This is a genomic window from Microvirga sesbaniae (assembly GCF_025460805.1).
Lineage (GTDB): Bacteria > Pseudomonadota > Alphaproteobacteria > Rhizobiales > Beijerinckiaceae > Microvirga > Microvirga sesbaniae.
The window spans coordinates 135,270-161,175 of the sequence record NZ_JAMXFJ010000004.1 but is presented as its reverse complement, the minus strand read 5'-3'; the positions used below and the strand labels follow the sequence as shown (position 1 = coordinate 161,175).

Here is a 25,906-nt window from a genome sequence, read left to right as displayed (position 1 = left end):
TCTGTCGCTGCGGTTGCCGGGCAGTTCCTCAGCCGCCCAGCCTCAAGCAGCGACGTGCGCGGCCTGCGGCCGGAGTGCCGGTGGCGCTTCCAAGCCCGCCCCGTCCGCCGACGAGGCCGCCGTGGCCCCTTCTTCCAGTTGATCCCAGAACTGGCATCGCACGTGGTGATCCTGGCTTGCCTGGATGAACTCCTGAACGTTGTGCGAGCAGGCTTCCCGCGCGTAGATGCATCGGGTGTGAAAGCGGCATCCGGACGGAGGATGAAGCGGGCTCGGCGCCTCGCCCTTCAGGAGCCCGGCCGATGAGTTAAGCCCGCTTTCCTCCAGCATGGAGGAGGCGATCAACGCCCGTGTGTAGGGATGCCGGGGGTTCTCGAAGAGTTCGTCCCGGTCCGCGATTTCGACGATCTGACCGAGATACATCACCGCGATGCGGTCGCACATATAGCGCATGACCCGCAGGTCGTGCGAAATCATCAGCATCGTCAGGGAGAAGCGCCGTTTCAGATCTGTCAGTAGGTTGAGGATCTGCGTTCGCATGGAAGCGTCGAGCGCCGAGGTTGGCTCGTCACACACCAGGAACCACGGCTTGAGCAGGAGGGCCCGGCCGATCACGACCCGCTGCAACTGGCCGCCGGAGCACTGCTTCGGATAGCGGTCGTAGAACGAGGCATCCAGGCCCACGTCGCTCAGCATCCGCAGGACGAGGTCCCGGCGCTCCCGTGCATGGCCGATGCCGTGCTGCGCCAGAGGAACCTCCATGCTCTCGCCGATCTTCATGCGAGGGTCGAGGGCTGCAAACGGATCCTGGAACACGAGTTGCATGGTGCGCCGCATGCGCCGCAACTCTTCGCCCTTCATCGCGAGGACATTGCGGGCGTCCACCCTGGCGACACCACTGGTCGCTGGCGTCAAACGCATGAGCACCCGCGCGATCGTGCTTTTGCCGCAGCCGGACTCCCCGACGAGGCCGAGAATTTCGCCTTCCTTGATCGTGAAGGAGACGCCGTCGACCGACTTGACGGAACGGCCTCGCGGAAAGCCGGGAACCGGATAATGCTTGACCAGATCCTGCACCACGACGAAGGGCTCGCTCTGGTCGGTCCCCTTGTCTCGCGAAAGATTGCGCTCGATGGGATCATACAAGGTCATGGCCTGCGTTCCTCATGGACGTCGGAATGGGCGCGATTGGGTTTGACGGCCCAGCACCGGGCCTTGCAGCAATCGTTGTAGGAATCGAGTGCCGGCTCGAGATGGGTGCACTGCTCGTGAAGATTGCCTGCCGCGGCAGTGCCGCACCGGGGAAGGAACCGGCACCCCTTCTCGAGGTCGCGCGCCTGGGCCGCGCCGCCTGGAATTGAGAAGAGGTTGCCCTCGCTGTCCGCCTTCAAGAGGGAGCACTGAATCAGCGCCTTCGTGTAGGGGTGCTGAGGAGACTTCAAAATCTGCTGGGTTGGGCCTTCCTCGACAATCCGCCCGGCGTACATAACCGCGACCCGATCGGCCAAGGCGGACACGATCGAGAGGTCGTGAGTGATGAGTAGGACTGCCAGCTTACGCTTGCGCCGCTCGTCGTCCAGGAGCTTGAGGATTTGGGCCTGAACGGTGACGTCAAGCGCGGTCGTCGGTTCATCCGCGATCAGAAGATCGGGATTGGCGCTCAGAGCGGCAGCGATCATGACGCGCTGAGCCATGCCGCCTGACAACTCGTAAGAGAAGCAGTCTACGCGGGCGCCGGGATCGGGAATGCCGACCTCACCCAAGAGCTCCAACACCCGTGCGCGGGCCGTGGTGCGATCCACATGGCGATGGACTCTGATGGGCTCGGCGACCTGCGTTCCGACGCGCGAGGTCGGATCGAGCATTGCCTGGGGCTGCTGGAACAGCATCGCGATCCGGCCGCCACGGAGATGGTTCAACTGCCGCTGAGACATCGTGAGAATGTCTTCGCCGTCGAACTTAATTGTGCCGGCGGTCGTTGTGAGGCCTGTGGGGAGGAGCTGCATCAGCGAGAGCGCGGTCATGCTTTTGCCAGATCCCGACTCGCCCACCAACGCGACGACTTCGCCGGCGTTGATGTGCAGGCTGATCCCGTCGATGATCGGCTTGACGTTCGGCGCGTCGGGCACCGACACCCGAAGGTTGCTGATCTCCAGCAACGGTTCGCCTGGATGAGGACTAGCCTTGGCGGCCGATGTGCTCTTTTCCATAATCACGAAAGCCTCCTCTGGCTTGCTTCCGGGCGGCGGGTCCGTCAGGCGGCCTCGGATCCTTGCCTGACCGCATTTGCTTTGCGCAGGATGCGAATGGGATCTCCAAAGTGACGGGAGAGCTCCCGCAATGTTGCGGCGACGTCATCGCCCGCGATGAGGTTCGCCAGAAGCTCGTGCTCCTCGACCAAAGCCTTGCTGCTCCGGTAGCCGCCCATGAGCATGTGCATGCACAGCTTCGTCTCCGCCTGGACCGTCGCGTACATCCGCGACAGGCGGAAGCTTCCAGCAGACTCGACGAGTTCACGGTGGAAAGCCAGATCGATGTCAGCCACCTGCATCCAGCTCCCCTGGGCCACCGTCTTCTCCATCTGCTTGGCGATCTTCATCAGAGCGAGATGGATATCCTTTCGGTCCTGACGGGCCATGATCCTTTGGACGGCCGCACCCTCGATCGCCTCGCGCACGTAGTAGACGTCCGATAGGTCGGTATCGGTGAGCTCAGGCACGAACACACCGCGGTGCGGCTCGCTGTGAAGGAGCCCCTCCTGGATAAGGCGCTGCATCGCCTCCCGGACCGGACCGCGGCTGACGCCGAACTTCTCGGCGAGTTCCATCTCGTTCAGCTGAGATCCCAGCGGGAACGCCCCCGACAGAACCGCTTCGCGGATCTCCTCCGCGATGCGGCCGGACAGGGTTACCCGCGGCAGGCGCTTGATGCCCTTGCTGTCAGCTTTCATGGTTTCATCTTTCATGGTTACGGCCCTGAAAAGCATTACTGGGCCGCCTTGGATGCGTTGCGTCCCTTCATCTCCAGCCCCTGGCCGATCCAGGTCACGCTGAGCGCGGTCAGGAAGATCGCAAGACCCGGGGCGAAGACTAACAGTGGCGCACGCTCCACGAAGGGCTGCGACTCTGCCAGCATGAGGGCCCAGTCCGCATTCGGCGGCTGCACGCCGAGACCAAGGAATGACAGGCCGCCGACCGTGATCAGCTTATGGCCGAAGCGCAGGAAGCTGATGGCCGCGATGGGGCGGATCGCGTTGGGGATGACGTGGCGGAAGATGATGAAGGTCTTCGTGCAGCCGAGAACCTCTGCCGCCTTGATGTACTCGCGTGAGTTGATCTCAAGGGTCAAGCCTCGGGCCATACGTGCAAACGGTGTCCAGCCGACAATCGTGAGCGAGGCGATGAGCGTGCCGTAGCCGGGGCCGAAGATGGCAATCATGAAGATTGCGACGATCACGTCGGGGAACGAGATCAGCAGGTCGACGACGCGCATGATGATCTCGTCGGTGAGCCCACCGGTGCGGGCGCTGATGACGCCGAGGAGGGTGCCAATCACCGCGCCCAGGATGAGCGTGACCGCAGCGATCACGACGGAGAAGCGCCCGCCAATCAGCAGTCGGCTCAGCAGATCGCGTCCGAGATGGTCAGTGCCCAGCCAGTGCTGGACGCTTGGCCCGGCCAAGCGGCGCAACAAGCTCTGTGCTGAGGGATCATGCGGGATAATCCAGGGCGAGATGATCAGAAGCACGGCGATGGTCAGGAACAGCAGCGATCCAACAGCGAACGACCAATGCCGTTGGCGGATAAAGCGGATGGCCTGCGCCACGCTTGACGGTTCGGTTGACCGAGCCGGCTCGAGGATCGTTGGGGCCGAGGGGGCAAGGTGATTAATGGACATGGCGGATCCGCACGGCTGGGTTCAGCAGGATGTAGAGAGCATCGGCGAGCGTGTTGATCAGGACTGACAGTGCGACGATGCAGACGAAGCTGCCTTGAAGCACCGGTACGTCGTTGTTGACGACGGCTTCGTAGATCAGCCGGCCCATGCCCGGAATGGCGAAGATCACTTCGACCACAACGGAGCCACCCAGCAGGCCTGCGAGCCACAGGGCAAAGAGGGTCACGACCGGCATCGCTCCGTTACGGATGCCATGATGGACGACCGTCTGGTTCATGTTCAGGCCGCGGCTGCGCGCGGCCGTGATGTAGGGAGCCTGCAGCACGTCTATCATGGCCGCCCGGCTCACCCGGGTGAAGTAGGCCAGCGGACGCAGGCTGAGCACGAGAGCCGGGAGGACCAACGAGGCGGGTCCATCCCAACCGGCGGATGGCAAAATGCCGAGGTAAAGGGAAAAGACCAAAACCGCCATCGGCGCGAACCAGTACTCGGGCACCGCCACGAAGGTCTGGGTGACAAAGGTCGCCACGGTATCAATTGTTTTGCCGGGCCACATGGCACTCAGCGTTCCGAGCGGCAGCGCAACAGCGAGCGCGATGCCCAGCGCGCTCATGGCCAGGGTGAACGAGACCACTAGGGCGCGTGCCACCTCGGGACCGACAGGAGAACGGCTGACGAACGAGTAGCCGAAATCCCCGTGGATCGCGCTCCACAGCCAGCCCAGGTACTGAACGTAAAGCGGCCGATCAAGCCCGAGGTGGACCCGCATCGTTTCGACAGAGGCCGGATCGATGGCCATGTCGCCCACCCGCGATTGCACGATCGTGCGCACCGGATCGCCCCCGCTCATGTATGGGACCAGGAAGGCCAGAAGCGAAATAACCACCAACGTCAGGCAGAGGATCAGGAAGCGTTGCAGGGCTATCATCCACATGGTCTTGTCCTCTCCCCGTTCGCCTCAGTGCAGGATGTCTTGCAAGCGGTAGTAGGCTCCCACGAAGGGCAGGAACCAGGGCGGGCCGAAATGCCCGGGGATGGCAGGCCAGTCCATGTCACGCCAGATGTTGGCTTCAGGCCTGCCGCTCATGACCTCACCCATCACGACACCCATATGCGTGGACATCTGGGTACCGTGGCCGCTGTAGCCCATCGAATAGAACACGCCGTCGTGCTCGCCGGCACGCGGCAGGCGATCGGCGGTCATGTCCACGAGGCCGCCCCAGCAGTAATCGATGCGCGCGTCGCGCAGGCTAGGGAACACGGTGTGCATGGTCCGCTCGAGGATCTTGCCGCTCTTGGCGTCCGAGAGCGGGTTCGACATGGCGAAGCGGGCCCGTCCTCCGAACAGCAGGCGATTGTCCGGCGTGATGCGGAAGTAGGAGCCGACGTTCTTCGAGTCGGTTGCCATCCGCCGGGTCGGCATGAGAGCGTTGACGGTTTCGATCGGCAGCGGCTCGGTCACGATGATGAAGCTGCCGATGGGAACGATGCGCCGGCGGTAATGAAAGAAGGGGCCAACCGTCGAGGTGCCGGTGGCGAGCAGAACTTGGGAGGCCCGAACCGTGCCACGGCCTGTGACGACCTCATGCTCGTAGCCATGGACGCGATTTAGTTTCGTGACGGGGGCGTTCTCGTAGATGCGCACGCCGTGCCGCGCGGCTGCGCTGGCCAAGCCATGCACGAACTTTCCCATATGCATGCTGGCGCTTTTGCCGAACACGAGGCCACCGTGATAGCGGTCGGTGCCGACCTCCGAGCGCATCGCCGAGGCCGGCACCAGCTTGGTGTCCGGATCCACTTCCCGGACAAGCACGTCGTGGGTGCGGGCCAGCTTTTCATAATGCTCCGGCTTGGCGGCCAACTTGATCTTGCCTGTTCGGCCGAAGTCGCAATCAATTCCTTCCTCATTGACAAGCCGCTCGACCGTGTCGACCGCTGCGTCGTAGGCGCGATAGAGCGTTCGGGCCTGGGCGAGCCCAAGCCGCTCGACGGTGCTGCGGAAATCGGCCGCGAGACCGTTGTTGCACTGTCCTCCATTGCGCCCTGAAGCGCCGGCGCCGACGCGGCTTGCTTCGATCAGAACGACGTCGGCACCGTTCTTCGCGAGCGCGAGGGCTGCCGAGAGCCCGGTGAAGCCTGCCCCGATGACCGCAACGTCAGCCCGGCCGGCGAGGGGGCCTGAGGTCTCGCCGGTGAAGGGAGGCGCTGTTTCGAGCCAATATGATGCAAGTTTCATGATCCGGCTTTCTGAAGATCGGCCTGTGCCATCGTTGGCTAGTCGAAGAGACCGAGGAGCGCTGCGGATACCATCCATGCCTTTATGATGAACCTAGTTGTATGATTGTCAACAATCATAAAATCGACAATTGCTTATTTCTTCGGCTCAGCTTTGCAGAAAATCTATGCAGATCGACGCTGTCGGCTGTCAGCAGTGAGATATGATGTATCACAATCCGCAGCGTTTAAGCAGGGCGAGAAACCAATCTCGCCCCTTGCATGAGCAAAGCTCCGCTTTGTGTGGCTTCAAAGCCGGCTACGCTTCCTAGAGGCCGAGCAGGCCCGGCAATCCGGAGATGTCCTTAATCTCATGGTAGCCGTAGTATGGATTCGGCGGCTCGTGCCCGCGGTTCACCCACACCTTGTTCGTGATGTGCAGATCGTGTGCCGTCATGAGGTCGTAGCGGAAGCTCGACGAGACATGCAGCAGGTCTTCCGGGCCACAGCCCAGTTTGTCCATCATGTATTCGAAGCCGCGCATGCGCGGCTTATAGGATTGCGCATCCTCGGCCGTGAACACCGCATGGAACGGCGCTCCGAGCTTCTCCACATTCGAGCGGATCTGGCTGTTGTCGGCGTTCGAGAGGATGACCAGGGGAAAGTGCTTGGCGACCTGAGCGAGCGCTAAAGGCACGTCCGGATGAGGACCCCACGTGGGGACCGAGTTGTAGATGAATTCAGCATCGCTTTCCCGGAATTCGATATTCCAGAGCTTGCAAGTCCGGGCAATCGAGTTACGCACCACCTCGGAATAGGGCTTCCATGCCCCAAGAACTTCGTCCAGCCGGTAGGCGGAAAAGTCACGGGTAAAGGCGTCCAACTTGTCGGCGCTCACCCGGTCCGCATAGACCTTCCGGGCCACCGGAGCCATCTCGAAGTAGATGAGCGTGCCGTGGCAGTCGAACGAGATGTACTTTGGCCTGAGTGTGGTCATGAGGATCAGCCTCTGTTTGTTCCTGGCGGCGTGGAATGGATCAGTTGGTGTGGCACTCGCCAGTGGACGGACGCTTTCGTGGAACCCTGCAGCGATCGCTGCACGCCGAGGCCTCGGAAGCGGCACGTTCAACGGCACCTCGTGAACTGTAGGATCGTCCAAGAAGCAAGCGTTGCGCTTTGTGCCGTGTCCGGAGGAACATCATGCCGATTGATGCGGCCTCTGCAGCACGGATTGCTGGTGCGGCTTTCAGCGTGACGACACCGATTGGTCGGTGAATGGAATGGTCTGTCTCGCTCATGACATCACGCGGCGAAGTCGATGAGGGCGCTCTTGAGCCGCATGTTGGCCTCGACCGCCTGGCGGCCCAGATCCTTGCCGATGCCGGAACTCTTGTAGCCGCCCGTTGGAATGATGTAGTCCGCAGTGCGTCCGTAGCGGTTCACCCAGACCGTGCCGGCCTTGATGCTCCGCACCGCGCGCAGAGCCTTGCTCACATCGCCTGTGTAGACTCCGGCCGCGAGGCCATACACCGGGTGATCGGCCAGGGTCAGCCCCTCTTCCTCGTCGTCGAAGCTCTGGACCGTTAGGACAGGACCGAACACCTCCTCGCGCGCCGCTTCCATCTGAGACGAGACGCCGGTGAGAATGGTGGGCTCGTAAAAGGCACCGTCCTGGATCGACATCACCCGCCGTCCGCCGATGACCGCTTCGGCACCCTCCGCCACGGTCCGCCGGACGATGCCGTCGATGCGGTCGAGCTGAGGTGTGGAAATGATCGGAGCGAAAGATGTGTCCGCGCGCCAGGTCGGTCCGGGGTGTACATCCTTGGCCAGCGTGATGAGCCGGTCGAGGAGCTGGTCCTGCACCTTACGCTGCACGATCAGCCGTGAGCCCGCCACGCAAACCTGCCCGGCATTGCCAAGAATGGAATTGGAGATGGCGCGCGCCACCCGGCCGAGATCGGGCACGTCGGCATAGACGAGCTGCGGACTCTTGCCACCCAGCTCCAAGGTGAGGGGTTTGACACCGCTCTCGGCACTGGCCGCCATGATGGCGGCTCCGGTACGCGTGGAGCCGGTGAAGGAGATCTTGCCGACCAGCGGGTGACGGCACATGGCGTCGCCCGTCACGGCGCCGGTGCCGTGGACGACGTTGAGAATGCCCGGCGGCATGCCCGCCTCAATGGCCAGCTCAGCCAGACGCACGGCCGAGAACGGCGTCATTTCGGAGGGTTTGAGGACCACGGCATTGCCCGCCGCAAGAGCCGGGCCGATTTTGGTGAGAGCTTGCGTGATGGGGAAGTTCCAGGGTGCGATGCAGGCGACAACGCCGTAGGGTTCGGCAATCATCAGGCCCAGATGATCGGAGCGGGTGGCCGCCACGTCGCCCCCGAGCTTGTCCGCCCATTCAGCAAAGAACCGGAGGCAGTCCGCACCATAGGGGAGGTCGACCGCGAGCACGTCCTTGATCGGCCGTGTGGAACCCAACGCCTCGAGCTTGGCCAACTCCCCCCCGTTGGCCTCCATAAGGTCCGCCCAGCGCCGCATGATGCGGGCCCGGTTGCGCGGGGCGCCGGAGGCCCAGTCCGATATCTCGAAGGCGCGCTGCGCGGACGACACCGCGCGATCCACCGTCTCGACGGACGCGATCGGCAGGTCCGCATAGATATGGTTGTCGGATGGACGACGGACCGGCAGCGTGTCGCCGCGATCGGTGACGAGCGCCCCGTCGATGAAGTGACCGTTGGGAATGGAAACGGTATTCGGATCGAAGTCGAGCATGGCGGTTGTCCTATTGCGGAGTTCAGTGGCCGGCGGCCCAGCGGGAGAGGTCTGCAGCGGATTCGGCCCCGTCGAACATGCCGACGATGCGCTCGCCCAGAAGCGGGCCGAACTTGAACATCTGGCCATCGCAGTTCGTCACCACGAGGCCTCGCCCGAGTTGGTCGAGCTTGAAACGGCGCGAGGGGTCGAGGACGTAAAAGCCCACCTGGATCCGCGTAGGCCGGTAACCGTCCGGTTCGTTGAAATAGGGCTTGAATGCCCCCAGGATTGCCGCGCTCTCGGCCTCGAGATCCGAGTCGAAACCGGTCTGCTCCGGCCGCGCGAGCCTGCGATGAGCGCTGTAGCCGATCTTCAGGCCGGCGCCGCGGCGATCGGGCAGGGTGTAGCCTGTATGATCACCCAAGGAGGCAATGGCGGGGGCGTTGCGCCACGATTCCTTGTAGCGGGCCGGCGGCTCAACATAGCAGAGTCCCTGGCGGTAGACTGCGTTCTCCCCGTAGCGGTCCGGCAGCAAGCCGGGAAGCCAGGCTCCCGCGGCGATGACGAGGAGATCGCCCTCCACCGTCGTACCGTCTGCCCGCTCGGCGATGCCGTTTTCAGGGTCGACGCGGACCACCTTGCAGTTCGCCTCGATCTCGGCTCCGTGATCCACCACCCATTGCGCGAGGTCGGTGACGATCCGGCTGGCGAAGAGGGGCCCGCCGCGCGCGGCGACGACGCCCCAAGCGCCCTCCGGCAGGGTCAGGTGCGGACACAGGCGCTCCACACCCTCGCGGTCCAAGACCGCGTGATCGAGGCCGATGGCCTGGAACGTTTTTAGGGATTTTTCCGCATAGTCGTTGGGCGCCAGCGAGACGGCGATGCTCCCGGTATTCTCGAAGTGATCGGCACCTAGGTCGTCCCAGAGCCGGTCCCACGCGTCGAAGGCGCTCGTGACCATGCGGGTATAGCCCTCGGCAGACCCATACTGGTACCGGATCATCCGATGCAGGTCGAAGGAGGCGGCCTGAGGATTCGGGACAGGACCCTGTTCCAGGATGATGGCCTCATGGCCCTTCTTCAGGGCGGCACGAGCCACCGATAGTCCAACGATCCCTGCACCAATGATGACGATGCGCGCCATGGATGAACCTGCCCCTTCGTTGTTGCAGCCTCAACCGTAAGCCCGAGCGCGAAGCAGATGTTACGGAGGTGGCATGGGCATTCGGCAAAAGATATTCGCCAGCGCGGCGGCAACAGCGCATTCTGCTTCCCGGGGGCGGGCAGGATGAGCAAATCGACTGGGAAGGCTGCCCGGCGAGGGCCAGGAGCAACGCGGTATCGCGGCAGAAACTGCTGCCTGTTCGGGCATCTCCGCAATAATCGCCACGCTAAGGGCTCGACAGAGGCGGAGAATCTCGACCGACTTTCCGTAACCTTTCGTCATCGTTGTTATGAGAGGTGCTATGCCCGCGCGTATTGTCCGGGTTGCCGAGCGGGATCGGCGCCCCATCGAGATGGATGGCGTCCGCCAAACGGCGCTGGATGGACATACCCTCTGGGTGACCGCCGGCGCCTGGGCAAGAGCCATGTCGTCCCGCTTCGGCGAGCCCATACCTCTCATGGCCCGTGGCCCGCAAACGGTCGTCACGGAGCCGCTCCCGTACCGGATCGCGCCCGTCTTGGGTGTGAGTTCTCCCCTGGCTCTGGAGACGGTCTATCTGCGCCAGGTCACCTGCGGCCCCATCGTGTTCGGCGGCGGCAATCGTGGGCCGGTCGATCTCGAGGCCTGTCGGGCCCATGTGGGCCCTGAGAACACCCTCCACCAGGCGCCCCAACTGCGACGGTTGCTGCCCGGGATCGTGGCTGTGCGGATCATCCGGTGTGGAGCGGCATTGAGAGCTATTTGCCGGACGATCTGCCCATCATGGGTTCGAGCGAGAAGATACCCGGACTGTTTTACGCATCCGGCTTCTGCGGCACAGGCTTCCAGGCCAGCGGTGGACGTCGTGATAACCGAACTCATTGACACGGGCCGCAGGAGCATTCCGGCCGATGCCGGTCGGATCGGGCACTTCGCCCAGCAGAAAGCAGCATGATGAGCCAGAGCACCGGAACGATTGCAAGCGAGATACAGCGGATTGGCGAGCCTCGGCCCTCGCTCGGCGGTCGGGACGCGTTGCGACCCATCGCGGTCGCCTACAAGTCGGATCCTGTCAGAGGCGCAGTCTGGCACGAGATGTTCCAGTCACAGCTTCCCGAGGCTTCGTTCCGCATTTGGCCGGAGATCGGGATAGCGGAAGAGGTCGAGTACCTCGTCGCCTGGGTTCCCCCTCCGGACCTTGAAAGCGCGCTGCCAAATCTGAAGGTTCTCTTCAGCATCGGAGCTGGGATCGACCAACTCAACTTGGATGCGATCCCCCCGCACGTGAAGGTCGTGCGCATGCTCGACCCTGATCTAACGCGCGGCATGGTTGAGTATGCGACCTTGGGAGTCTTGGCTCTGCACAGGGACCTTCCGCACTTCGTCGCCGATCAACAGGCGGGGCGCTGGAGCCACCGCTCTCTGCATCGGGCGGTGGAACGCCGGGTCGGCATCATGGGGCTTGGGATCCTCGGACACGCGGTGGCGGAGGCTCTGCAGACCTTCGGCTTTCCGCTGCGGGGCTGGAGCGCGTCACCCAAGACCATCGATGGGATGCAGACCTTTGCCGGCCTCAAGGAACTTGGGGCTTTCCTGTCCGGCTGCGACATCCTCATCTGCTTGCTGCCTCTCACGGACGAGACGCGGGGAATTCTATGCCGCGCTACCTTCGAGCAACTCCCCATGGGCGCGAGGCTGCTCAATGTGGGCCGCGGGGGACATCTCATCGAAGATGACCTGATCGCCGCTCTCGCGAGCGGGCGGATCGATTGCGCCATCCTGGACGTCCTGCAGGACGAGCCTCCCGCGGCGGACCATCCTCTCCTTAGGCACCCACAGGTCATCGTCACTCCGCATATCGCGAGCACAACCCTCCCCCAAGCGGCCGCCCAGCGTGTCTGCCGGCTCATCGAGCGGCACCGCTCGGGACTTCCGATGGAGGGCGTGATTGACCGCCGGCGGGGCTATTGAGGAGAGACATCGAGACGATGCCTGGAACGGGTCACGTCAGCATGACATCTACCTGCGCCGGCGGAATCCAAGGCAATTGGACGCGGGATCGCGGCCGGTCGAACATGCCTGGCGCTTCGAAGCGAGACCGCAGCCGCTCATCAACTGTCAGACTGCGCAGCACCCACCGTCCAGTGCCTATGCCCTATGCCTGAAACCCATATCGAGGAATACTCGCCCTCATGCTCTCGATCCTCGCGAACAAAACCTTTCGCTCCCTCTTCATTGCGCAGCTCGTGGCGGTGCTCGGAACAGGTCTTGCCACGGTTGCGCTGAGCCTAATGGCGTACGACATCGCGGGCGCCCAAGCCGGGTCTGTTTTAGGAACAGCGCTCGCCATCAAGATGATCGCCAGCGTCAGCCTCGCTCCCATCGCAGCAGCATTGGCCGAGCGCTTCTCGCGCAAGAGCATTCTCGTCGGGCTCGACCTGCTGAGGGCCGCCGTCATGGTCGCATTTCCCTTCGTGACGGAGGTCTGGCAGATCTACTGCCTGATCTTCGTGCTCCAGGCGGCGTCCGCTGGCTTCACGCCGACAATGCGAGCCACCATTCCGGATGTTCTGCCGGATGAGCGAGACTACACGCGTGCGCTGTCGCTGACACAGTTGACCTATGATTTGGAAAGCGTCGTCAGCCCGGTGATCGCGGCATTGCTGCTCACCTTCTTTAGCTTTCATGAGCTCTTCGCTGGGACCGTGCTTGGCTTCTTGGCGTCGGCAGCGTTCATTGCCGTAACGATCCTCCCAGCGCGCCGGATCATCCTGCAGGACAGGATCGCAAAAAGAACCCTTACAGGAATGCGTATCTATATCGGGACACCGAGGCTGAGAGGACTGCTTGCCTTTTCCTTTGTTGCCTCGTGTGGCAGCGCGATGATCATCGTCAACACCGTGGTCCTTGTCCAGGCGAACATGGGGCTGACCCAAACTGCGACCGCCCTGGCCCTCGCCACATACGGTGCAGGGTCAATGATCGCCGCGTTGTGTGTCCCGTATCTGCTGGAAGTTGTCGCAGATCGAAAAGCCATGCTGATTGGCGCGGGCTTCATCATCCTGGGGATGCTGGCAGCGGGCTTTATTGAAAGTTTCACTCTGATCCTGCCCATTATGCTCGTCCTTGGGATGGGTTACGGTCTGATCCAGACCCCGGCGGGACGGCTCATCCGCCGTTCATCCGGCGACCATGACCGTGCAACTGTTTTCGCAGCGCAGTTTTCGTTCACTCACATGTGCTGGTTGATCAACTATCCATTGGCCGGATGGCTCGGAGCGACAATCGGCTTGCCGAGCACCTTCTTGCTGCTCGGCGGCCTTGCCATGCTGGCAACTGTGTCTGCCGTGCGCCTTTGGCCGAGGAGGGATCCAGAGGTCCTTGCCCACACTCATGATAATCTCGCACCGGATCACCAACACGTACACGATGGGCGTATCCAAGGGCGTACCTTGAGCCATGCTCATGTCTTCGTGCTTGACGAACTCCACACGCGTTGGCCAGCGGATCGGTAACCCATATCGGGCGATGGACGAGCGCTCAACACGGCTCCCGTGTGCTTGGGAAGTCTGACCGTGCGGCCTGGCGCATCTGTCAGGTTCGCGTGCCTTCCATCACTAGGCTTGTCTCGGTCGAACCAACGCTGTGGATCACGGTGAAGGCGCGCCCGATGCCTTAATCCCGCCGGACTTGAGGGCAAGCTCCTGCGGGTTGGCTTGGAGCGCACCCAGGAGCCTCAAAGCCAACAACGAAGGAAATTGTAACGAAAATCAGGGACTGTCCGGCCTCTCCATCCGGGCAGATCAGAAACGCGGGGTCCCCCTCATGAAGCGTATCGCATTGGTTGTGGGCCTCGTGCTCGCGCTCGCTGCCTGTCAGGGTGACACCCGGTCCACGCGCCATCTTGTGCCCATTCCGCAGTCCACCGTGGCGCTGATGGACAGCAAGAGTATGTCCAAGAACGATCCCATCCTGATCCGGGCCTTCAAGAAGGAATCGGAGATGGAGGTCTGGAAGCGGGGCTCGAACGGCAAGTACGCCTTGCTCAAGACCTATCCTATCTGCCGCTGGTCGGGCCAGCTCGGCCCCAAGATCCAGACGGGTGACCGCCAGGCGCCGGAGGGCTTCTACACGATCAGCCCCGGGCAGATGAACCCGAACTCGAACTATCACCTGTCCTTCGACACCGGCTTCCCGAATGCCTATGACCAGCAGATGGGCCGCACGGGCAGCCTGCTGATGGTCCATGGCTCGTGCTCGTCCGCCGGCTGCTTTGCCATGACGGATGAGAGCATTGCAGAGATCTATGCCATCGCTCGGGAGGCTTTTGCCGGTGGTCAACGTGGCTTCCAGTTCCAGTCGTATCCGTTCCGGATGACCGCCGAGAACCTGGCCAAGCACCGCCTCGACCCGAACATCGCGTTCTGGAGGAACCTGAAGGAAGGCAACGACACCTTCGAGGTCACCCGCGAGGAGCCGCAGGTCGGGGTCGGCAGCGGGCGCTATGTCTTCGATGCGGGCGATCCATCTGCGGCGGCCGCGGTGGCTCAGAAGCAGCAGAGGGATGAGCAGCAGGTGGCCGCGTTAGTTGCCCAGGGCGTGCAGCCGGTCAGGCTGGTCTACGCCGACGGTGGTCAGAACCGGGTCTTCCGCGAAACCCTGTCGGGCGGTGTGGCTGGTGAGGATGGCTCACTGGCGGTAGACGCCAGTGCCCGAAACCGCTTCGGGGATGTCAGCCGCCCGGAAGCCTTAGCGGCCGGGCCGCGCGAAATCCTCCTGAATGCCAATGGAAGCCCGCGGCAGGGATCCCCGGCCAGCACGTCGTATGCGTCACAGAGAGCGTATCAATAGAGCTGGCACGGCAGGGCAGGGCCGATCAACCTACCCTGGCTTCTGCGGTGCCTGACTGGAAAGAGGCGTTAGCGGCCCGCCGTGACGGTCGGTGAGACAAACGCCCCGCCGAGCGAGGCCCAGGTCGAGCCGGTATCGCCCTCACGCTTGACGTAGGTGTAGCCGGTCTGGTGCCAGGGCAGGACCGCGTTCTTCTTGTTATCAAGCACGAAGTCGCCGCGGTCGGTGCGGACCATCATCACGGCGTGCCCGGCGCCTTCATCGTCGATGACCACGGTCATCCGCAGCGCCCGACGGGGAAAACCGGCTTCGACCAAGCGCTTACGTTTGACGAGTTGGTAGTCCTCGCAATCGCCGTAGCCATCCTCTGCGAAGTCCCAGCGGTCCTCGACACCCCAGTGGTCCTGATCTGTCTTGGCCTTGATCGCACCGTTCACCTGACGGTTGACCTGGACGATGGTCTTCCAGGCCCGCGGGGTGAGAGCGATGGTGGCCGGCTCGGAAATGTCGACGGCGCATTCCTCGGGCCTCTGCTGGCAGAAGCGGGTCCAGGCGGCGATCGGCTTGGCGGTGCCAACCTTCGCGACGGATTGTGATGAGGTTGGTGGGGCTGCCACGGGTTGCGCCTGAACAGCGGCAGCGATGACGGTGAAAGACAGAGATACGGTGGCAAGGCGGAGCGTGTTCTGGGAAAAGGGCCGAACGTTCAGAAGCCCAAGAAGAGAGTGCCGCATTGCCCCGCCAACGTGCCGTTAAGGAAGTGTTCATCTTCATGACACGGCGGGAATGGCGGATTCAAGGCAGAGTTAAACAAGAGTTAACGGACGGTGGTCTGCTTTCGTTCCCACCCTTCATTGGCAGGACTGGGAACGCGCCATGGCGGTACTCGTCATGGCGCGTCAGGAAATCCCTTACTTCACCTTGTCCTGTGAGACGTCCATGATCAGCCGTGTGGTCAGGTACAGGCGTGGGGCAATGCTGCCGATTTGCACGTACTCGGCGTCATTGGAGTGGGAGCCGAAGCCGCTCAGACCAAAGCCCTCGACAACCGCACCCTTCGTCTTCAGCGCCGCGAAGGCCGCATCGGTGCCGCCTCCGTTGGGAGCCTCCAGCACCTTCATCGGCACGCCGATCTCCTCGTAGATGGACTTGGCGTGTCCGGACAGCTTGCGGGAGGCGTCAGTGGCTTCCAGCGGCGGCCGGCGCACCTCAAACTTGAGCTGCACCTTGGCGTCGGGCAGCAACTGGTTCTTGATCCGCTCCTGCAGCGTGGCCTGGAGCTGGTCGAAATCGGAGACCTTCAGCGCCCGGGCATCAGCCTGCGCCGTCGCCTCCGCCGGGATCACGTTGCGGTTGGTGCCAGCCTGCGAAACGGTCCAGTTGAGCTTCAGCCCACGGTCATTCTGCGACAGGTCCTTCAACTGCAGCAGCTGGTGCGAGAGTTCGTAAAGCGCGTTGACGCCGCCCTCGGGCCGGGCGCCGGCGTGCGAGGATTTGCCTTGCACGGTCAGGTACGCTGCCCCGATGCCGCTGGTGGCAAGGCGCACGCTGCCGTCGGTGCCGCCGCCCTCAAACGACAGGACGACATCCTGGTCGGAGGCGACCTGGGTGATGGTGCTGCGCCCGCCAGGGGAGCTGATTTCCTCGTCACCGTTGATCAATACCGTGAGGGTACCGTAGTCCTTGAAGCCGAGCTTCTGCAGCAACGCAATGGTGTGCAGGATGGTGGCGATGCCGTGCTTGTCGTCGGCAATGCCCAGGCCATAGGCCTTGTCCCCATCGATGCGGAACGGCTGCTCCTTGAGCATGCCACGCAGGTACACAGTATCCATGTGGGCAATGAGCATGATCTTGGCTTTGCCGGTGCCCTGGAACTCGGCCTTCACCATGGCGCCAACCTTCTCGGGCGTATCATCCATGCGGTAGATGTCAGCCGGCTGGATCAGCTCGACCTTGCCGCCGAGCTGCTTCAGGCGGCTGGAAATCAGGTCAGCGATCTTGGCCAAACCTTCCAGATCCTTGCTGCCCGATTCGATGGAAACCAGATCACGCAGGGTATCCAGCAGCGGCTGCTGCTCCTGCTGGGCGAGGTCCTGAATGGCTGTGACCGGCTCGGCCAGCGAAGGGCCAGCGGCAATGGCGAGGGCCGCGGCGAGAAGGGCGGACTGTAGGCGGCGTTGTTTTGGAAGCATGGATTAATGAGGACCTTCTGAGGGGGATGGCTTCGGACGCTCCGCCAACCTCTGAAGTCCGTCGGAACGCCGGGAAAGTGAGCAACACCGCGGGGACCGGCTGTCCCTTGGAGTTACCCCCTTAACAGTATGGCAGTCCTGGGGGCGGTCAAGGTGTTCGCCTGCCAACGACGGCTATCGCTGCAGGACCGACTTGTGGTCATTGGGAGACCCACCGCAGCATCGGTTCAGGCCGCCCTTGTTGGATCACGAATGCGTGCAGTCCTCGTGCCACGCCTTTTGCGCCGTTGACGGAAGACGCTGTGCAGCGACCGTGTGGGAATCTGACAGCCCCGGAGGGTACCCATGCGATTATCCCTGATTGGAGCATTCCTCGCTCTAGCGACGCTCCCGGCCCTGGCTCAAGCGCCCGACGGAACACCCACCCGCATTCGCGGGACAGTCGAGAAGCTCGAGGGCCAGACCCTGGTGGTCAAGACCCAGGCGGGACAGGAGGTCCCCGTCGCCTTGGCCCCGAACTTCGCCATTTCCGGGGTGGAGAAGCGCAGCCTCTCCGACATCAAGCCCGGCGACTCTATCGCCTCGACCTCCGTCCGAGGGCCTGACGGGAAGCTACGAGCCCTTGAGGTCCATTTTCTGCCCCCCGGGGCCGGCGAGGGGCAGTTTGCCTGGGATCTGGCCCCCGACAGCCTGATGACGAACGCCACGGTCGCCGGGGTCGCGGCCGCCTCGCAGGGCCAAGTGTTGCGGGTGACCTACAAGGGCCAGGAGGCGGAGATCACCGTTCCACCCGACGCGCCAGTGGTCGCCTTCGTGCCCGGCGACCCGAGCCTCGTCAAGCCGGGTGCGGCGGTCTTCATCTTCGGGCAGAGAAAGCCCGACGGATCCGTCTCGGCGAGCCGCGTCACCCTGGAGAAGAATGGCGTCAGGCCGCCCATGTGATCAGGACTGTTCAATCCATCCGGAGACGATCATGAGCAAACTCACACCGTTCGCCCCGCTTCTTGGATTGCTGCTGCTCGCCTCTGGGCCGGCGGCCGCCCAGACGGACTATTCCAAGGTCGAGATCAGGACCACCGATCTTGGCCACCGGACCTACATGCTCGCAGGCGCAGGCGGCAACGTTACCATTGCGGCCGGGGACAACGGCATCATCATGGTCGACGGTCAGTTCGCGCCCTTGCATGACAAGATCCAGGCGGTGGTCGCAGCCGTGTCGAAGGAGCCGATCCGCTACCTCGTCAACACGCATTACCATGGCGATCATACGGGCGGCAACGAAGGCTTCGCCAAGGACGGCGCCGTTGTGACGGCACACGAGAACGTTGCCAAGCGCCTGAGCGCCGGAACCACCAATGGCCTGACCGGAGCCAAGACGCCGCCGGCACCAGCGGGCGCAATCCCGAGCAAGACCTACGCAACGGAGATGACGCTGCAGTCCGGCGGACGGGAGGCGGTGCTGAAGAACTTCGCCAACGCCCACACCGATGGCGATACCTATGTGTACTTCCCCGACGCGAATGTCCTGGCAACAGGGGACATCGTGACGTTAGGCAACCGTTATCCCAACATCGACTTCGCCAACGGCGGCAACATCAAGGGCATGATTGCGGCAACCGACGCCTTTCTCGCGCTGGCCAATAATGACACCAAGGTTGTCCCAGGCCATGGACCGCTGACCGATCGGGCGGGGATGGCATCCTACCGCGACATGCTGGTGACGGCACAGGAACGCGTCGCGACACTGATCGCGGAGGGCAAAAGTCTCGATGCGGCGGTCGCGGCCAAGCCCTTCGCGGATATCAGTCACAAGATCGGGGCGAACGAGGAGCAGAATGCAGATTTCGTGCGGGTGATCTATCGCTCGCTCAAGCCGTAGGCGGCACGGCCTGAGCGAACCACCCCGTCATGTCAATTGGACTTGGACACCAGTCCCTGGAGACGGAGAACTTCGCCCATTCCACCAAGGAATGGACGATCACCGCCGACATCAAGCTCATCGGTGACCGACCAGCTGGCCAGACGGACGCAAATCGGGACATCGTGCAGATCGCGATGGCCGCCTTCCAGGCAAATGGAATCCCACCTGCCTACGAATGCGCTTCGACCGATTCCAACATGCCGATGAGCCTCGGCATCCCAGCGCTCACCATCCCGCGCACCGGCAAGGCGGACCGCTTCCACGCGCTTGAAGAGTGAATTGATACCGCCCCCCAGAGCAATCTCACAGTGAAGAAGATCGTTCTCACCACCGTGCTCGGGGTCGCCGGCGCCCAGTGACGATGAACCGGACCGGGCACCCGTGCCCGGTCCGGCCCGCTTCATGATCAGGACGGCGTAGCTAGCCACTCCCAGTTCTCACGCTACTCCGCATCGAGCGAGGCGCGTGAGGACCTGGAGGTCGCTGTGGCTTGAGGCACCGCCCTTCAGCGTTGGTAGTGCGCATCAGCACAGGCTTCAGTTCTTCGGCTTCTCCAGCACCGGGAACTTGATGCCAAGCTGATCGAGATAGGTCGCGTGCTTGGACGGGTCGTAATAGTACTTCTTCATCTCCGGACGGTAGCGCGCCATGACGTCCGCGTTGATCTGCACCTGGGGCTTGTCCTCGGCCGAGATCATCGAGACGTATGTCTGGTTCTTCTGCTGCTCGTTGGTGAAGTAACCCTTCGCCTGCGCCAGCAGCTCAGGCTGCGCCAGCAGGTCGATGCCCGTCATGGCGATCACCTTCGCACCGGCGACGACTCCCTTGTGGGCGATCGGGGTCGCCATGGACATGGCGTTCGACCAGTGATGCCCGGGCAGGTTCGGGATGTTCGCCGGATAGTTCAGCGTGATCGTCGGCACGGTCCAGGAGATGTCGCCGATGTCGTCCGAACCGCCGCTCTCCGGCTTGTCGGCGGGCGGCTCGAGTTTCTTCACCGTGGTGGCGAGCCCTTCCTCCTTGCCCTTGACGGTGCGCTGCACCGCTCTGGCAAAGGCCTGTTCGTCCTCGGTCCATTGCGGCATGCCGACCTGCTGGATGTTGGCGTAGGCGGCTTCCGCCATCGGCTTGTTGAAGTGGCGCGGCGCCGCCGTGCCGATGACCTGCCGCGTGACGGTGGTGTCGGTCATCTTCGCGGCGGCTTCCGAGATGGTGTTGGCGATCTCGAAATTCTTGCGGATGTTCTCGAAATCCTGCTCGCGGATGAAGTACCAGACGCTGGCCACCGACGGGACGACGTTCGGCTGGTCGCCGCCATCGGGGATCACGTAGTGGGACCGCTGCTCGGGTCGCAGATGCTCCCGGCGCATGTTCCACGCGACGTTCATGAGCTCGACCCCGTCGAGGGCGCTGCGACCGCGCCACGGTGCCTGCGCCGAGTGGGCGGACTCGCCGTTGAACTTGTACTCGACCGACACCATGCCGGTGCCGTTCGCTTGGCCCCAGGCGGTCTGGAGGTTGTTGCCGACATGGGTGAAGAGCACCGCATCCACCCCGTTGAACACGCCGTCGCGGACCATATAGGCCTTGCCGCCGAGAAGCTCCTCGGCGACGCCCGGCCAGAGCATGATCGTTCCCGGGATCTTCTCGCGCTCCATGATGTCCTTCAGCGCAAGCGCCGCCACCACGTTGAGCGCCTGGCCGGAATTGTGACCCTCTCCGTGCCCGGGCGCTCCCTCGATCATGGGCTCGCGGTACGCGACACCAGGCTTCTGAGACGCCTTCGGGATGCAGTCTATGTCGCTGCCGAGCGCGATCACGGGACCTCCCGATCCCCATTTGGCCACCCATCCGGTGGGAAGGCCCGCGACATTGCGCTGGATGGTGAAGCCGTTCTTCTCGAGAATCTCCGTGATGTACTTCGAGGTTTCGAATTCCTGGAACGCGAGTTCGCCGAAGCTGAAGATCGAATCGTTCATCTCCTGCGCGAGCTTGGCGCGGGATTCGACTCCCTGAATGGCCTGCTTCTTCAACTCTGCGATCCGTTCGACGAGAGTGGCGCTCGGTCCGGCGGTCTGGGCCATGACGGGCGCCGTGGTTGTGAGCAGGGCGGTGAGCAACAGACTGGGCAGCAGACCGTGTTTCATGGGTTCCTCCCGGATCTTCCGATTAGCGCTAGCAAATCAGGCAGCGCATGTACCATCCGACCAGATCTAGGGTAACCAAGCTTCGGCGTGGAATGCAATCCTGGCATTAAATGAGGACATGACTTCCATTGGAACTTTTCTTCGACTTGCGGAATCGGTCGGCTCTTAACAAAGGTTTGGCCAAGTATTGAGAGATCGTAGCCGAACGGATGATAGCCATGAAGGACACGACCTCCGATCCCAGGGCACCCGCATCATCGCAAGGAGGATCGCATCCGCAACTCCACCAGAAGTCGGCACGGCGACGTAGGCAAGCCGCCGCGCCTTCAGGTTAATTGGACTTGGACGCTTGTTGCAGCTTCAGTTGCGCCACCCGGGCACACTCCTCCGAGACCTTGAAGTAGCGGCTGACAGCATCCGCGCCGAGTTCGAAGGGGCTGGGCTCCCCGGGCTTCCGACCAGGGATCATCCTGACCTTGTTGACCGCGTTATCGAACTCGGAATGGTTCGACATCACCACCGTCGCTCCGAGGCTCTTGGCCATGTCGGCCATTTTGCGTTGCGAGTTGATGTAGGTCTGGAAGTTTTCGACCGTGTTGACGAAGTTGAACGCCGTCCCGCCCGAATAAGCCACCGTCAACGGCTTGCCGTTGTCCTTGACCGGGAAGAACAGCGAGAACGTGCCCTCGGTGTGACCTGGGGTGAAGACGAGGGTCACCGTCGTGTCGCCCAACGTGATCTTCTGGCCGTCCTGGGCGACGATGTCCCGCTTCGGCTTCACGCTGGTCTCGCCTTGGCCGTAGCGGTTGACCGAGTTCTCGACGAACTTCCAGTCAGGCTCGCCCATGACGATGCGGGAGCCGAAGCGGTCCTGCATCATCTTGGCGCCGCCGACATGATCCCCGTGGCCGTGGGTGATGATCACGTACTTGACCTGCTTCGGGTCCAGTCCAAGCTTCTGCAAGCCGCCGACGATCAACTCCTCGGAATTGTAGGGATAGATCGTGTCGATCAGGATGATGCCGTCGCTGGTGGTGAGGGCCCAGGAGGAGTGGATCTTGCCGCCGACGAAATAGAGGTTGTCAAACACCTTCGCCGGGTCGGCGTACCAAGTCTCACGGGACGGCGGCGCACCGGGGGCGACATCTGCGCCGGGACCGGTGGCCGGCAGGATGCAGAGCCGGCCGAGCGTGCCGAGGAAGTCCGTGCCGGCGGCGTCCTTGGCCAGCTTCAGATGGGCGTCCGGAGTATCCGCAGCCGGAGCGGTCTGGGCGCCTGCTGATGCCATGCCGAAGGCGGCGAAGGTTGCGAAAGCCATAACGAGTGTCTTCGATCTCGATATCATCAAACCCTCCCTTGGCGGGTTCTGATGCGTTCCACCCAATGATCACGCCCGTTGAGAACACGACGCATGTACGGCGATCGTTCGGATCAAACGGAACCCAGACCGAAGGGTATGCAGGAGGCATTCGCCTGGGCAAGCGGTCCTACCTCCACTTTGCACATCATCGATTCTTTCGAGGGCTGACGTTTGCCAAGGGGACCGCGTAGAGCTCCAGGCGGTGGCTGACGAGCCGGTAGCCGAGTTCCCGGGCAACAAGCTCCTGCAACCGTTCGATCTCGGCGTTCTTGAACTCGACAACCGCTCCCGTCTCGATGTCGATCAGATGGTCGTGATGCCTTTTTGAGACCCTCTCGTATCGGGATCGGCCGCCACGGAACGCCTGGCGCTCGACGATACCCTCGCTTTCCAGGCGTTTCATCGTCCGGTACACGGTGGCCAGATTGATGTGCGGATCGCGTTCGCTGACCCGGCGATGCAGTTCGTAGACATCGGGATGGTCCGTCGCCGTGGCCAGAACCTGGGCAATCAGGCGACGCTGTCCGGTCAATCTCAGCCCATGCGCGCGGCATTGCGTTTCAATCCGGTTCGTCATGGTCCGCTACTCCGACTGGGACTCCACCGAACCTGAAGCCGGCTCCGCTGGGATCCGCAACCATCATAGTACCCCTCGACCATCACGAGAGCATCTTGCCAATCGCCTCGAACAGGAGCAGGGTTGAAGTTGCAATTCGTTTGCAATTGCGAGAGTGGGCTTGGCCATGGACACGGGTCCCGGACGCACGTTGGCGAGTTGGCGGCGCGAGCGAGGATCCCCGTCACTCTCCGACGTCCATCGCAGCATCGCCGTGCGTTCGCATGGCTCCCCCTGGCGGAAGCTCGCGGCGTTCCTCGGCCCCGGGTACCTCGTGGCCGTCGGCTACATGGACCCTGGCAACTGGGCAACCTCACTCGCAGGCGGGGCCAAGTTCGGCTATGCCCTCCTGGTCATCGCCCTGCTGTCCAATATCATGGCGATCATCCTCCAGCATCTGTGCGCCCGGATGGCGGTGGCGACCGAGAGGGACCTCGCCCAAGCCTGTCGGGACGCCTACCCGCGTCCGGTTTCCTACCCGCTCTGGTCCCTGGCCGAGATCGCGATCTGCGCGACCGACCTCGCCGAGGTGATCGGCACAGCCATCGGGCTGAACCTCCTGTTCGGCATTCCGCTCGAGATCGGGGTGCTGGTCACCGCCCTTGACGTGTTCCTGATCCTTTACCTCCAGAACAAGGGCTTCCGGTGGATCGAGGCCTTCGTCATCACCCTCCTGGGGGTGATCGCCGTCTGCTTCCTCGTGCAGATTGCCATGGCCAATCCCGAGTGGGGACAGGTTGTCCGAGGCTTCGCGCCGACGACCGAGATCATTTCCAACCCCGACATGCTCTATCTCTCGCTCGGGATCATCGGCGCGACGGTGATGCCGCATAACCTGTACCTGCACTCCGGCATCGTGCAGACCCGGGCCTTCGGCGAGAGCCTGCCTGAGAAACGGGAGGCGATGAAATTCGCCACGATCGACAGCACCCTGGCCCTGATGTTTGCCCTGACCATCAACGCGTCGATCCTCATCCTGGCGGCGGCCGCCTTTAACCGGACGGGCAACACGGGCGTCGTGGATCTGGACAAGGCGCACATGCTGCTGTCCCCGCTACTGGGCTCGGCGATGGCGCCGACGCTGTTCGCCGTCGCGTTGATCTGCTGCGGGCTGAACTCGACCGTCACCGCCACCATGGCCGGCCAGATCGTCATGGAAGGGTTCCTCGATATCCGGCTGCCGCCATGGCTCCGGCGATTGGTGACGCGGGCCGTCGCGATCGTTCCGGCGGCTCTGGTCACCATTGCGTATGGGGCCAGCGGGTCAACAAAGCTGCTGATCCTCAGCCAAGTCATCCTGAGCCTCCAACTTCCGTTTGCCATCATCCCGCTCGTGATGATCACGGCAAGTCGAAGGAAAATGGGAGAGCTCGTTGCACCACGATGGCTTACCGGGATTGCCGGGGTAGTGGCTGCCATCGTCATCACGCTCAATGTCAAGCTGATCGTTGATTTCCTGACGGGAGCCTAGCATCTTCAGGGTCTTGGCCGTGAACATTCAGGCGGGCCGCTATGCGGGGAGCCATTGCCGCCCTTGACGGTATTTGTCGGCCCCCTGCGTTCTCTCATCACGACGGCGACCACCACTCCGGAGAGAAAGGTGATCACGCCGACGCCGCCGATAGCCCAGGGCAGGCCGAAGGCGTCGCCGACGATGCCCGCTATCAGGGCACCCGCTGCGTAGCCCAGGTCGCGCCAGAACCGATAGATGCTGAGCGAACGCGCCCGCCAAGTTGGGTGCGCCACGTCCGAGATCGCCGCCAGCAGCGTTGGGTAGACCATGGCGGTGCCCAGCCCGAGCAGGATGCTGGCGACGAGCCACCAGCCGAATCCGTCCAGCAGGGGAACCATCAGCAGCGCGGCCGCCTGGAGCCACATGCCGGCCACGATCAGTCCCTTGCGGCCGATCCGGTCGCTGAGCGGCCCTGTCACTACCTGCAAAACACCCCAGACGCCCGGATAGACGGCCTTCAGCATGCCGATTGGCTCCACGCCGAGACCGCGGGCGGCGAGGAAGAGCGGGAAGATGGCCCAGCTCATACCATCGTTCAGGTTGTTGACCAATCCGGCTTGGCAGGCCGCGAACAGGTTCCGGTCGCGGAACGAGGTGAGTACGAAGGCCTCTCCGAACCTAATGGGCTCGGCCTTCGCGTGCCCGGCGGCCTCGAGACGGACGTGCTCACCCGTGTCGCGCACGACCAGGGTCGAGAGACCGAGGCCGAGGACCGCGTAGCCGATGCCGAGATAGAACGGGTCCGGACGCAGCATGCCCGAGGCCGCGGCGATCCAGCCCGTGAGGAACGCCGTGATGCCAACCATCAGGTATCCGGCGCACTCGTTGAGGCCGACCGCCAGCCCGCGGGACCTCGGGCCGACAAGGTCGATCTTCATGATGACAGCCATTGACCAGGTGAGGCCTTGGCTAATGCCTAGCAGCACGTTGGCGGCGATGATCCAACCCCACGTCGGCGCCCAGATGATGAGGAACGGCACCGGCAACCCGATGACCCAGCCGAGCACCAGGGTCCGTTTGCGGCCCCAGCCGTCCGCGAGCTGCCCGGAAACCAGGTTCGTGATTGCCTTGGAGATGCCGAAGCTGGCGATGAAGGAGGCGATCACCGTGGTGGAGGCGAGCCTGAACTCCTCCGAGCCGATGAGCGGCACGACCGTCCGCTCCAGCCCGACCATGCCGCCGACGAAGGCGTTCACCAGGAGCAGCAGCGCGAACTGGCGCCAGTTTTCCCTGAGGCCGAGCCGGACAGGGGCTGGAGCCGCCCCGACTGCCGTTGCCTCAGCCATGG

At 63.0% G+C, this 25,906-nt stretch carries 23 protein-coding genes; 8 read left to right on the top strand and 15 right to left on the bottom strand.

Annotated elements, in window-relative coordinates:
- Positions 1-42: 42 nt before the first annotated feature.
- The 9 genes from OCW50_RS08215 to OCW50_RS08175 all read right to left on the bottom strand — a co-directional run bounded on the left by OCW50_RS08215 (position 43) and on the right by OCW50_RS08175 (position 10,018).
- On the bottom strand, positions 43-1,152 hold the full coding sequence (locus OCW50_RS08215; protein ID WP_262297117.1) for an ABC transporter ATP-binding protein: 1,110 nt from the start codon (positions 1,150-1,152) through the stop codon (positions 43-45).
- Entirely contained in the window at positions 1,149-2,216 is a 1,068-nt protein-coding gene (locus tag OCW50_RS08210; protein WP_373371336.1) for an ABC transporter ATP-binding protein, read from the bottom strand. The genes OCW50_RS08215 and OCW50_RS08210 overlap by 4 nt, the downstream gene beginning before the upstream one ends.
- 38 nt (positions 2,217-2,254) lie before the next feature.
- Positions 2,255-2,950, bottom strand: a complete 696-nt coding sequence (locus tag OCW50_RS08205; protein WP_262297115.1) for a GntR family transcriptional regulator — start codon at positions 2,948-2,950, stop codon at positions 2,255-2,257.
- A gap of 35 nt (positions 2,951-2,985) precedes the next feature.
- Positions 2,986-3,897, bottom strand: a complete 912-nt coding sequence (locus tag OCW50_RS08200; protein WP_262297114.1) for an ABC transporter permease — start codon at positions 3,895-3,897, stop codon at positions 2,986-2,988.
- Positions 3,887-4,831: an ABC transporter permease gene (locus tag OCW50_RS08195; RefSeq protein WP_262297113.1), complete on the bottom strand. Its 945-nt coding sequence runs from the start codon at positions 4,829-4,831 to the stop codon at positions 3,887-3,889. Before OCW50_RS08195 ends, OCW50_RS08200 begins: the two co-directional genes overlap by 11 nt.
- Positions 4,832-4,855: 24 nt before the next feature.
- Positions 4,856-6,133 (bottom strand): NAD(P)/FAD-dependent oxidoreductase, encoded by a 1,278-nt coding sequence (locus OCW50_RS08190; protein WP_262297112.1) that lies wholly within the window; start codon positions 6,131-6,133, stop codon positions 4,856-4,858.
- A gap of 306 nt (positions 6,134-6,439) precedes the next feature.
- Entirely contained in the window at positions 6,440-7,108 is a 669-nt protein-coding gene (locus OCW50_RS08185; RefSeq protein WP_262297111.1) for a haloacid dehalogenase type II, read from the bottom strand.
- A gap of 305 nt (positions 7,109-7,413) precedes the next feature.
- Entirely contained in the window at positions 7,414-8,892 is a 1,479-nt protein-coding gene (locus OCW50_RS08180) for an aldehyde dehydrogenase family protein (RefSeq protein WP_262297110.1), read from the bottom strand.
- A gap of 22 nt (positions 8,893-8,914) precedes the next feature.
- The gene (locus OCW50_RS08175) at positions 8,915-10,018 is read right to left on the bottom strand and encodes an NAD(P)/FAD-dependent oxidoreductase (RefSeq protein ID WP_262297109.1); all 1,104 of its coding nucleotides are present in this window, start codon (positions 10,016-10,018) and stop codon (positions 8,915-8,917) included.
- Between the two features lie 322 nt (positions 10,019-10,340).
- Here OCW50_RS08175 and OCW50_RS08170 point away from each other — a divergent pair, with 322 nt between their 5' ends.
- From OCW50_RS08170 to OCW50_RS08155, 4 genes are all read left to right on the top strand, one after another.
- Positions 10,341-10,973: an FAD-binding oxidoreductase/lyase gene (locus tag OCW50_RS08170; protein ID WP_262297108.1), complete on the top strand. Its 633-nt coding sequence runs from the start codon at positions 10,341-10,343 to the stop codon at positions 10,971-10,973.
- Complete coding sequence (locus tag OCW50_RS08165) at positions 10,970-11,989, top strand: 2-hydroxyacid dehydrogenase (protein WP_262297107.1); 1,020 nt, start codon at positions 10,970-10,972, stop codon at positions 11,987-11,989. The genes OCW50_RS08170 and OCW50_RS08165 overlap by 4 nt, the downstream gene beginning before the upstream one ends.
- Before the next feature lie 221 nt (positions 11,990-12,210).
- Positions 12,211-13,533, top strand: a complete 1,323-nt coding sequence (locus OCW50_RS08160) for an MFS transporter (RefSeq protein WP_262297106.1) — start codon at positions 12,211-12,213, stop codon at positions 13,531-13,533.
- A gap of 310 nt (positions 13,534-13,843) precedes the next feature.
- On the top strand, positions 13,844-14,869 hold the full coding sequence (locus OCW50_RS08155) for a L,D-transpeptidase family protein (RefSeq protein WP_262297105.1): 1,026 nt from the start codon (positions 13,844-13,846) through the stop codon (positions 14,867-14,869).
- A gap of 68 nt (positions 14,870-14,937) precedes the next feature.
- Here the strand turns inward: OCW50_RS08155 and OCW50_RS08150 are convergent, their stop codons facing one another.
- Together OCW50_RS08150 and OCW50_RS08145 are read right to left on the bottom strand one after the other, a co-directional pair.
- Entirely contained in the window at positions 14,938-15,603 is a 666-nt protein-coding gene (locus tag OCW50_RS08150) for a transglutaminase-like cysteine peptidase (protein WP_262297104.1), read from the bottom strand.
- Between the two features lie 177 nt (positions 15,604-15,780).
- On the bottom strand, positions 15,781-17,061 hold the full coding sequence (locus OCW50_RS08145; RefSeq protein WP_262297103.1) for a M20/M25/M40 family metallo-hydrolase: 1,281 nt from the start codon (positions 17,059-17,061) through the stop codon (positions 15,781-15,783).
- Positions 17,062-17,406: 345 nt separating this feature from the next.
- Between OCW50_RS08145 and OCW50_RS08140 the strand changes: the two genes are divergently transcribed.
- From OCW50_RS08140 to OCW50_RS08130, 3 genes are read left to right on the top strand one after another with little or no spacing between them, the layout of a single operon-like run.
- Positions 17,407-18,003, top strand: coding sequence for a hypothetical protein (locus OCW50_RS08140; protein ID WP_262297102.1), 597 nt, complete (start codon positions 17,407-17,409; stop codon positions 18,001-18,003).
- A 31-nt stretch (positions 18,004-18,034) separates the two neighbouring features.
- Positions 18,035-18,940, top strand: coding sequence for an MBL fold metallo-hydrolase (locus tag OCW50_RS08135; protein ID WP_262297101.1), 906 nt, complete (start codon positions 18,035-18,037; stop codon positions 18,938-18,940).
- Between the two features lie 29 nt (positions 18,941-18,969).
- Positions 18,970-19,260: a zinc-binding metallopeptidase family protein gene (locus OCW50_RS08130; RefSeq protein ID WP_262297100.1), complete on the top strand. Its 291-nt coding sequence runs from the start codon at positions 18,970-18,972 to the stop codon at positions 19,258-19,260.
- Positions 19,261-19,518: 258 nt separating this feature from the next.
- Here the strand turns inward: OCW50_RS08130 and OCW50_RS08125 are convergent, their stop codons facing one another.
- From OCW50_RS08125 to OCW50_RS08115, 3 genes are all read right to left on the bottom strand, one after another.
- Positions 19,519-21,129 (bottom strand): amidohydrolase, encoded by a 1,611-nt coding sequence (locus OCW50_RS08125; RefSeq protein WP_262297099.1) that lies wholly within the window; start codon positions 21,127-21,129, stop codon positions 19,519-19,521.
- Positions 21,130-21,460: 331 nt separating this feature from the next.
- Complete coding sequence (locus tag OCW50_RS08120; protein WP_262297098.1) at positions 21,461-22,447, bottom strand: MBL fold metallo-hydrolase; 987 nt, start codon at positions 22,445-22,447, stop codon at positions 21,461-21,463.
- Positions 22,448-22,634: 187 nt separating this feature from the next.
- Positions 22,635-23,066 carry a Fur family transcriptional regulator gene (locus tag OCW50_RS08115; RefSeq protein WP_262297097.1) on the bottom strand — a complete coding sequence of 144 codons (432 nt, stop codon included), beginning with the start codon at positions 23,064-23,066 and terminating at the stop codon, positions 22,635-22,637.
- Between the two features lie 166 nt (positions 23,067-23,232).
- Between OCW50_RS08115 and OCW50_RS08110 the strand changes: the two genes are divergently transcribed.
- Entirely contained in the window at positions 23,233-24,576 is a 1,344-nt protein-coding gene (locus OCW50_RS08110) for an Nramp family divalent metal transporter (RefSeq protein WP_262297096.1), read from the top strand.
- A gap of 5 nt (positions 24,577-24,581) precedes the next feature.
- Here the strand turns inward: OCW50_RS08110 and OCW50_RS08105 are convergent, their stop codons facing one another.
- A complete protein-coding gene (locus OCW50_RS08105) occupies positions 24,582-25,904 on the bottom strand; it encodes an MFS transporter (protein WP_262297095.1) in 1,323 nt (440 codons plus the stop codon).
- Between the last annotated feature and the right edge of the window lie 2 nt (positions 25,905-25,906).

Coding starts and splice junctions, on each gene's coding strand:
- OCW50_RS08215 (WP_262297117.1), bottom strand. CDS start 1,152: ATGACCTTGTATGATCCCATCGAGCGCAATCTTTCGCGAGACAAGGGG.
- OCW50_RS08205 (WP_262297115.1), bottom strand. CDS start 2,950: ATGAAAGCTGACAGCAAGGGCATCAAGCGCCTGCCGCGGGTAACCCTG.
- OCW50_RS08200 (WP_262297114.1), bottom strand. CDS start 3,897: ATGTCCATTAATCACCTTGCCCCCTCGGCCCCAACGATCCTCGAGCCG.
- OCW50_RS08195 (WP_262297113.1), bottom strand. CDS start 4,831: ATGTGGATGATAGCCCTGCAACGCTTCCTGATCCTCTGCCTGACGTTG.
- OCW50_RS08190 (WP_262297112.1), bottom strand. CDS start 6,133: ATGAAACTTGCATCATATTGGCTCGAAACAGCGCCTCCCTTCACCGGC.
- OCW50_RS08185 (WP_262297111.1), bottom strand. CDS start 7,108: ATGACCACACTCAGGCCAAAGTACATCTCGTTCGACTGCCACGGCACG.
- OCW50_RS08180 (WP_262297110.1), bottom strand. CDS start 8,892: ATGCTCGACTTCGATCCGAATACCGTTTCCATTCCCAACGGTCACTTC.
- OCW50_RS08175 (WP_262297109.1), bottom strand. CDS start 10,018: ATGGCGCGCATCGTCATCATTGGTGCAGGGATCGTTGGACTATCGGTG.
- OCW50_RS08170 (WP_262297108.1), top strand. CDS start 10,341: ATGCCCGCGCGTATTGTCCGGGTTGCCGAGCGGGATCGGCGCCCCATC.
- OCW50_RS08165 (WP_262297107.1), top strand. CDS start 10,970: ATGATGAGCCAGAGCACCGGAACGATTGCAAGCGAGATACAGCGGATT.
- OCW50_RS08160 (WP_262297106.1), top strand. CDS start 12,211: ATGCTCTCGATCCTCGCGAACAAAACCTTTCGCTCCCTCTTCATTGCG.
- OCW50_RS08155 (WP_262297105.1), top strand. CDS start 13,844: ATGAAGCGTATCGCATTGGTTGTGGGCCTCGTGCTCGCGCTCGCTGCC.
- OCW50_RS08150 (WP_262297104.1), bottom strand. CDS start 15,603: ATGCGGCACTCTCTTCTTGGGCTTCTGAACGTTCGGCCCTTTTCCCAG.
- OCW50_RS08145 (WP_262297103.1), bottom strand. CDS start 17,061: ATGCTTCCAAAACAACGCCGCCTACAGTCCGCCCTTCTCGCCGCGGCC.
- OCW50_RS08140 (WP_262297102.1), top strand. CDS start 17,407: ATGCGATTATCCCTGATTGGAGCATTCCTCGCTCTAGCGACGCTCCCG.
- OCW50_RS08135 (WP_262297101.1), top strand. CDS start 18,035: ATGAGCAAACTCACACCGTTCGCCCCGCTTCTTGGATTGCTGCTGCTC.
- OCW50_RS08130 (WP_262297100.1), top strand. CDS start 18,970: ATGTCAATTGGACTTGGACACCAGTCCCTGGAGACGGAGAACTTCGCC.
- OCW50_RS08125 (WP_262297099.1), bottom strand. CDS start 21,129: ATGAAACACGGTCTGCTGCCCAGTCTGTTGCTCACCGCCCTGCTCACA.
- OCW50_RS08120 (WP_262297098.1), bottom strand. CDS start 22,447: ATGGCTTTCGCAACCTTCGCCGCCTTCGGCATGGCATCAGCAGGCGCC.
- OCW50_RS08115 (WP_262297097.1), bottom strand. CDS start 23,066: ATGACGAACCGGATTGAAACGCAATGCCGCGCGCATGGGCTGAGATTG.
- OCW50_RS08110 (WP_262297096.1), top strand. CDS start 23,233: ATGGACACGGGTCCCGGACGCACGTTGGCGAGTTGGCGGCGCGAGCGA.
- OCW50_RS08105 (WP_262297095.1), bottom strand. CDS start 25,904: ATGGCTGAGGCAACGGCAGTCGGGGCGGCTCCAGCCCCTGTCCGGCTC.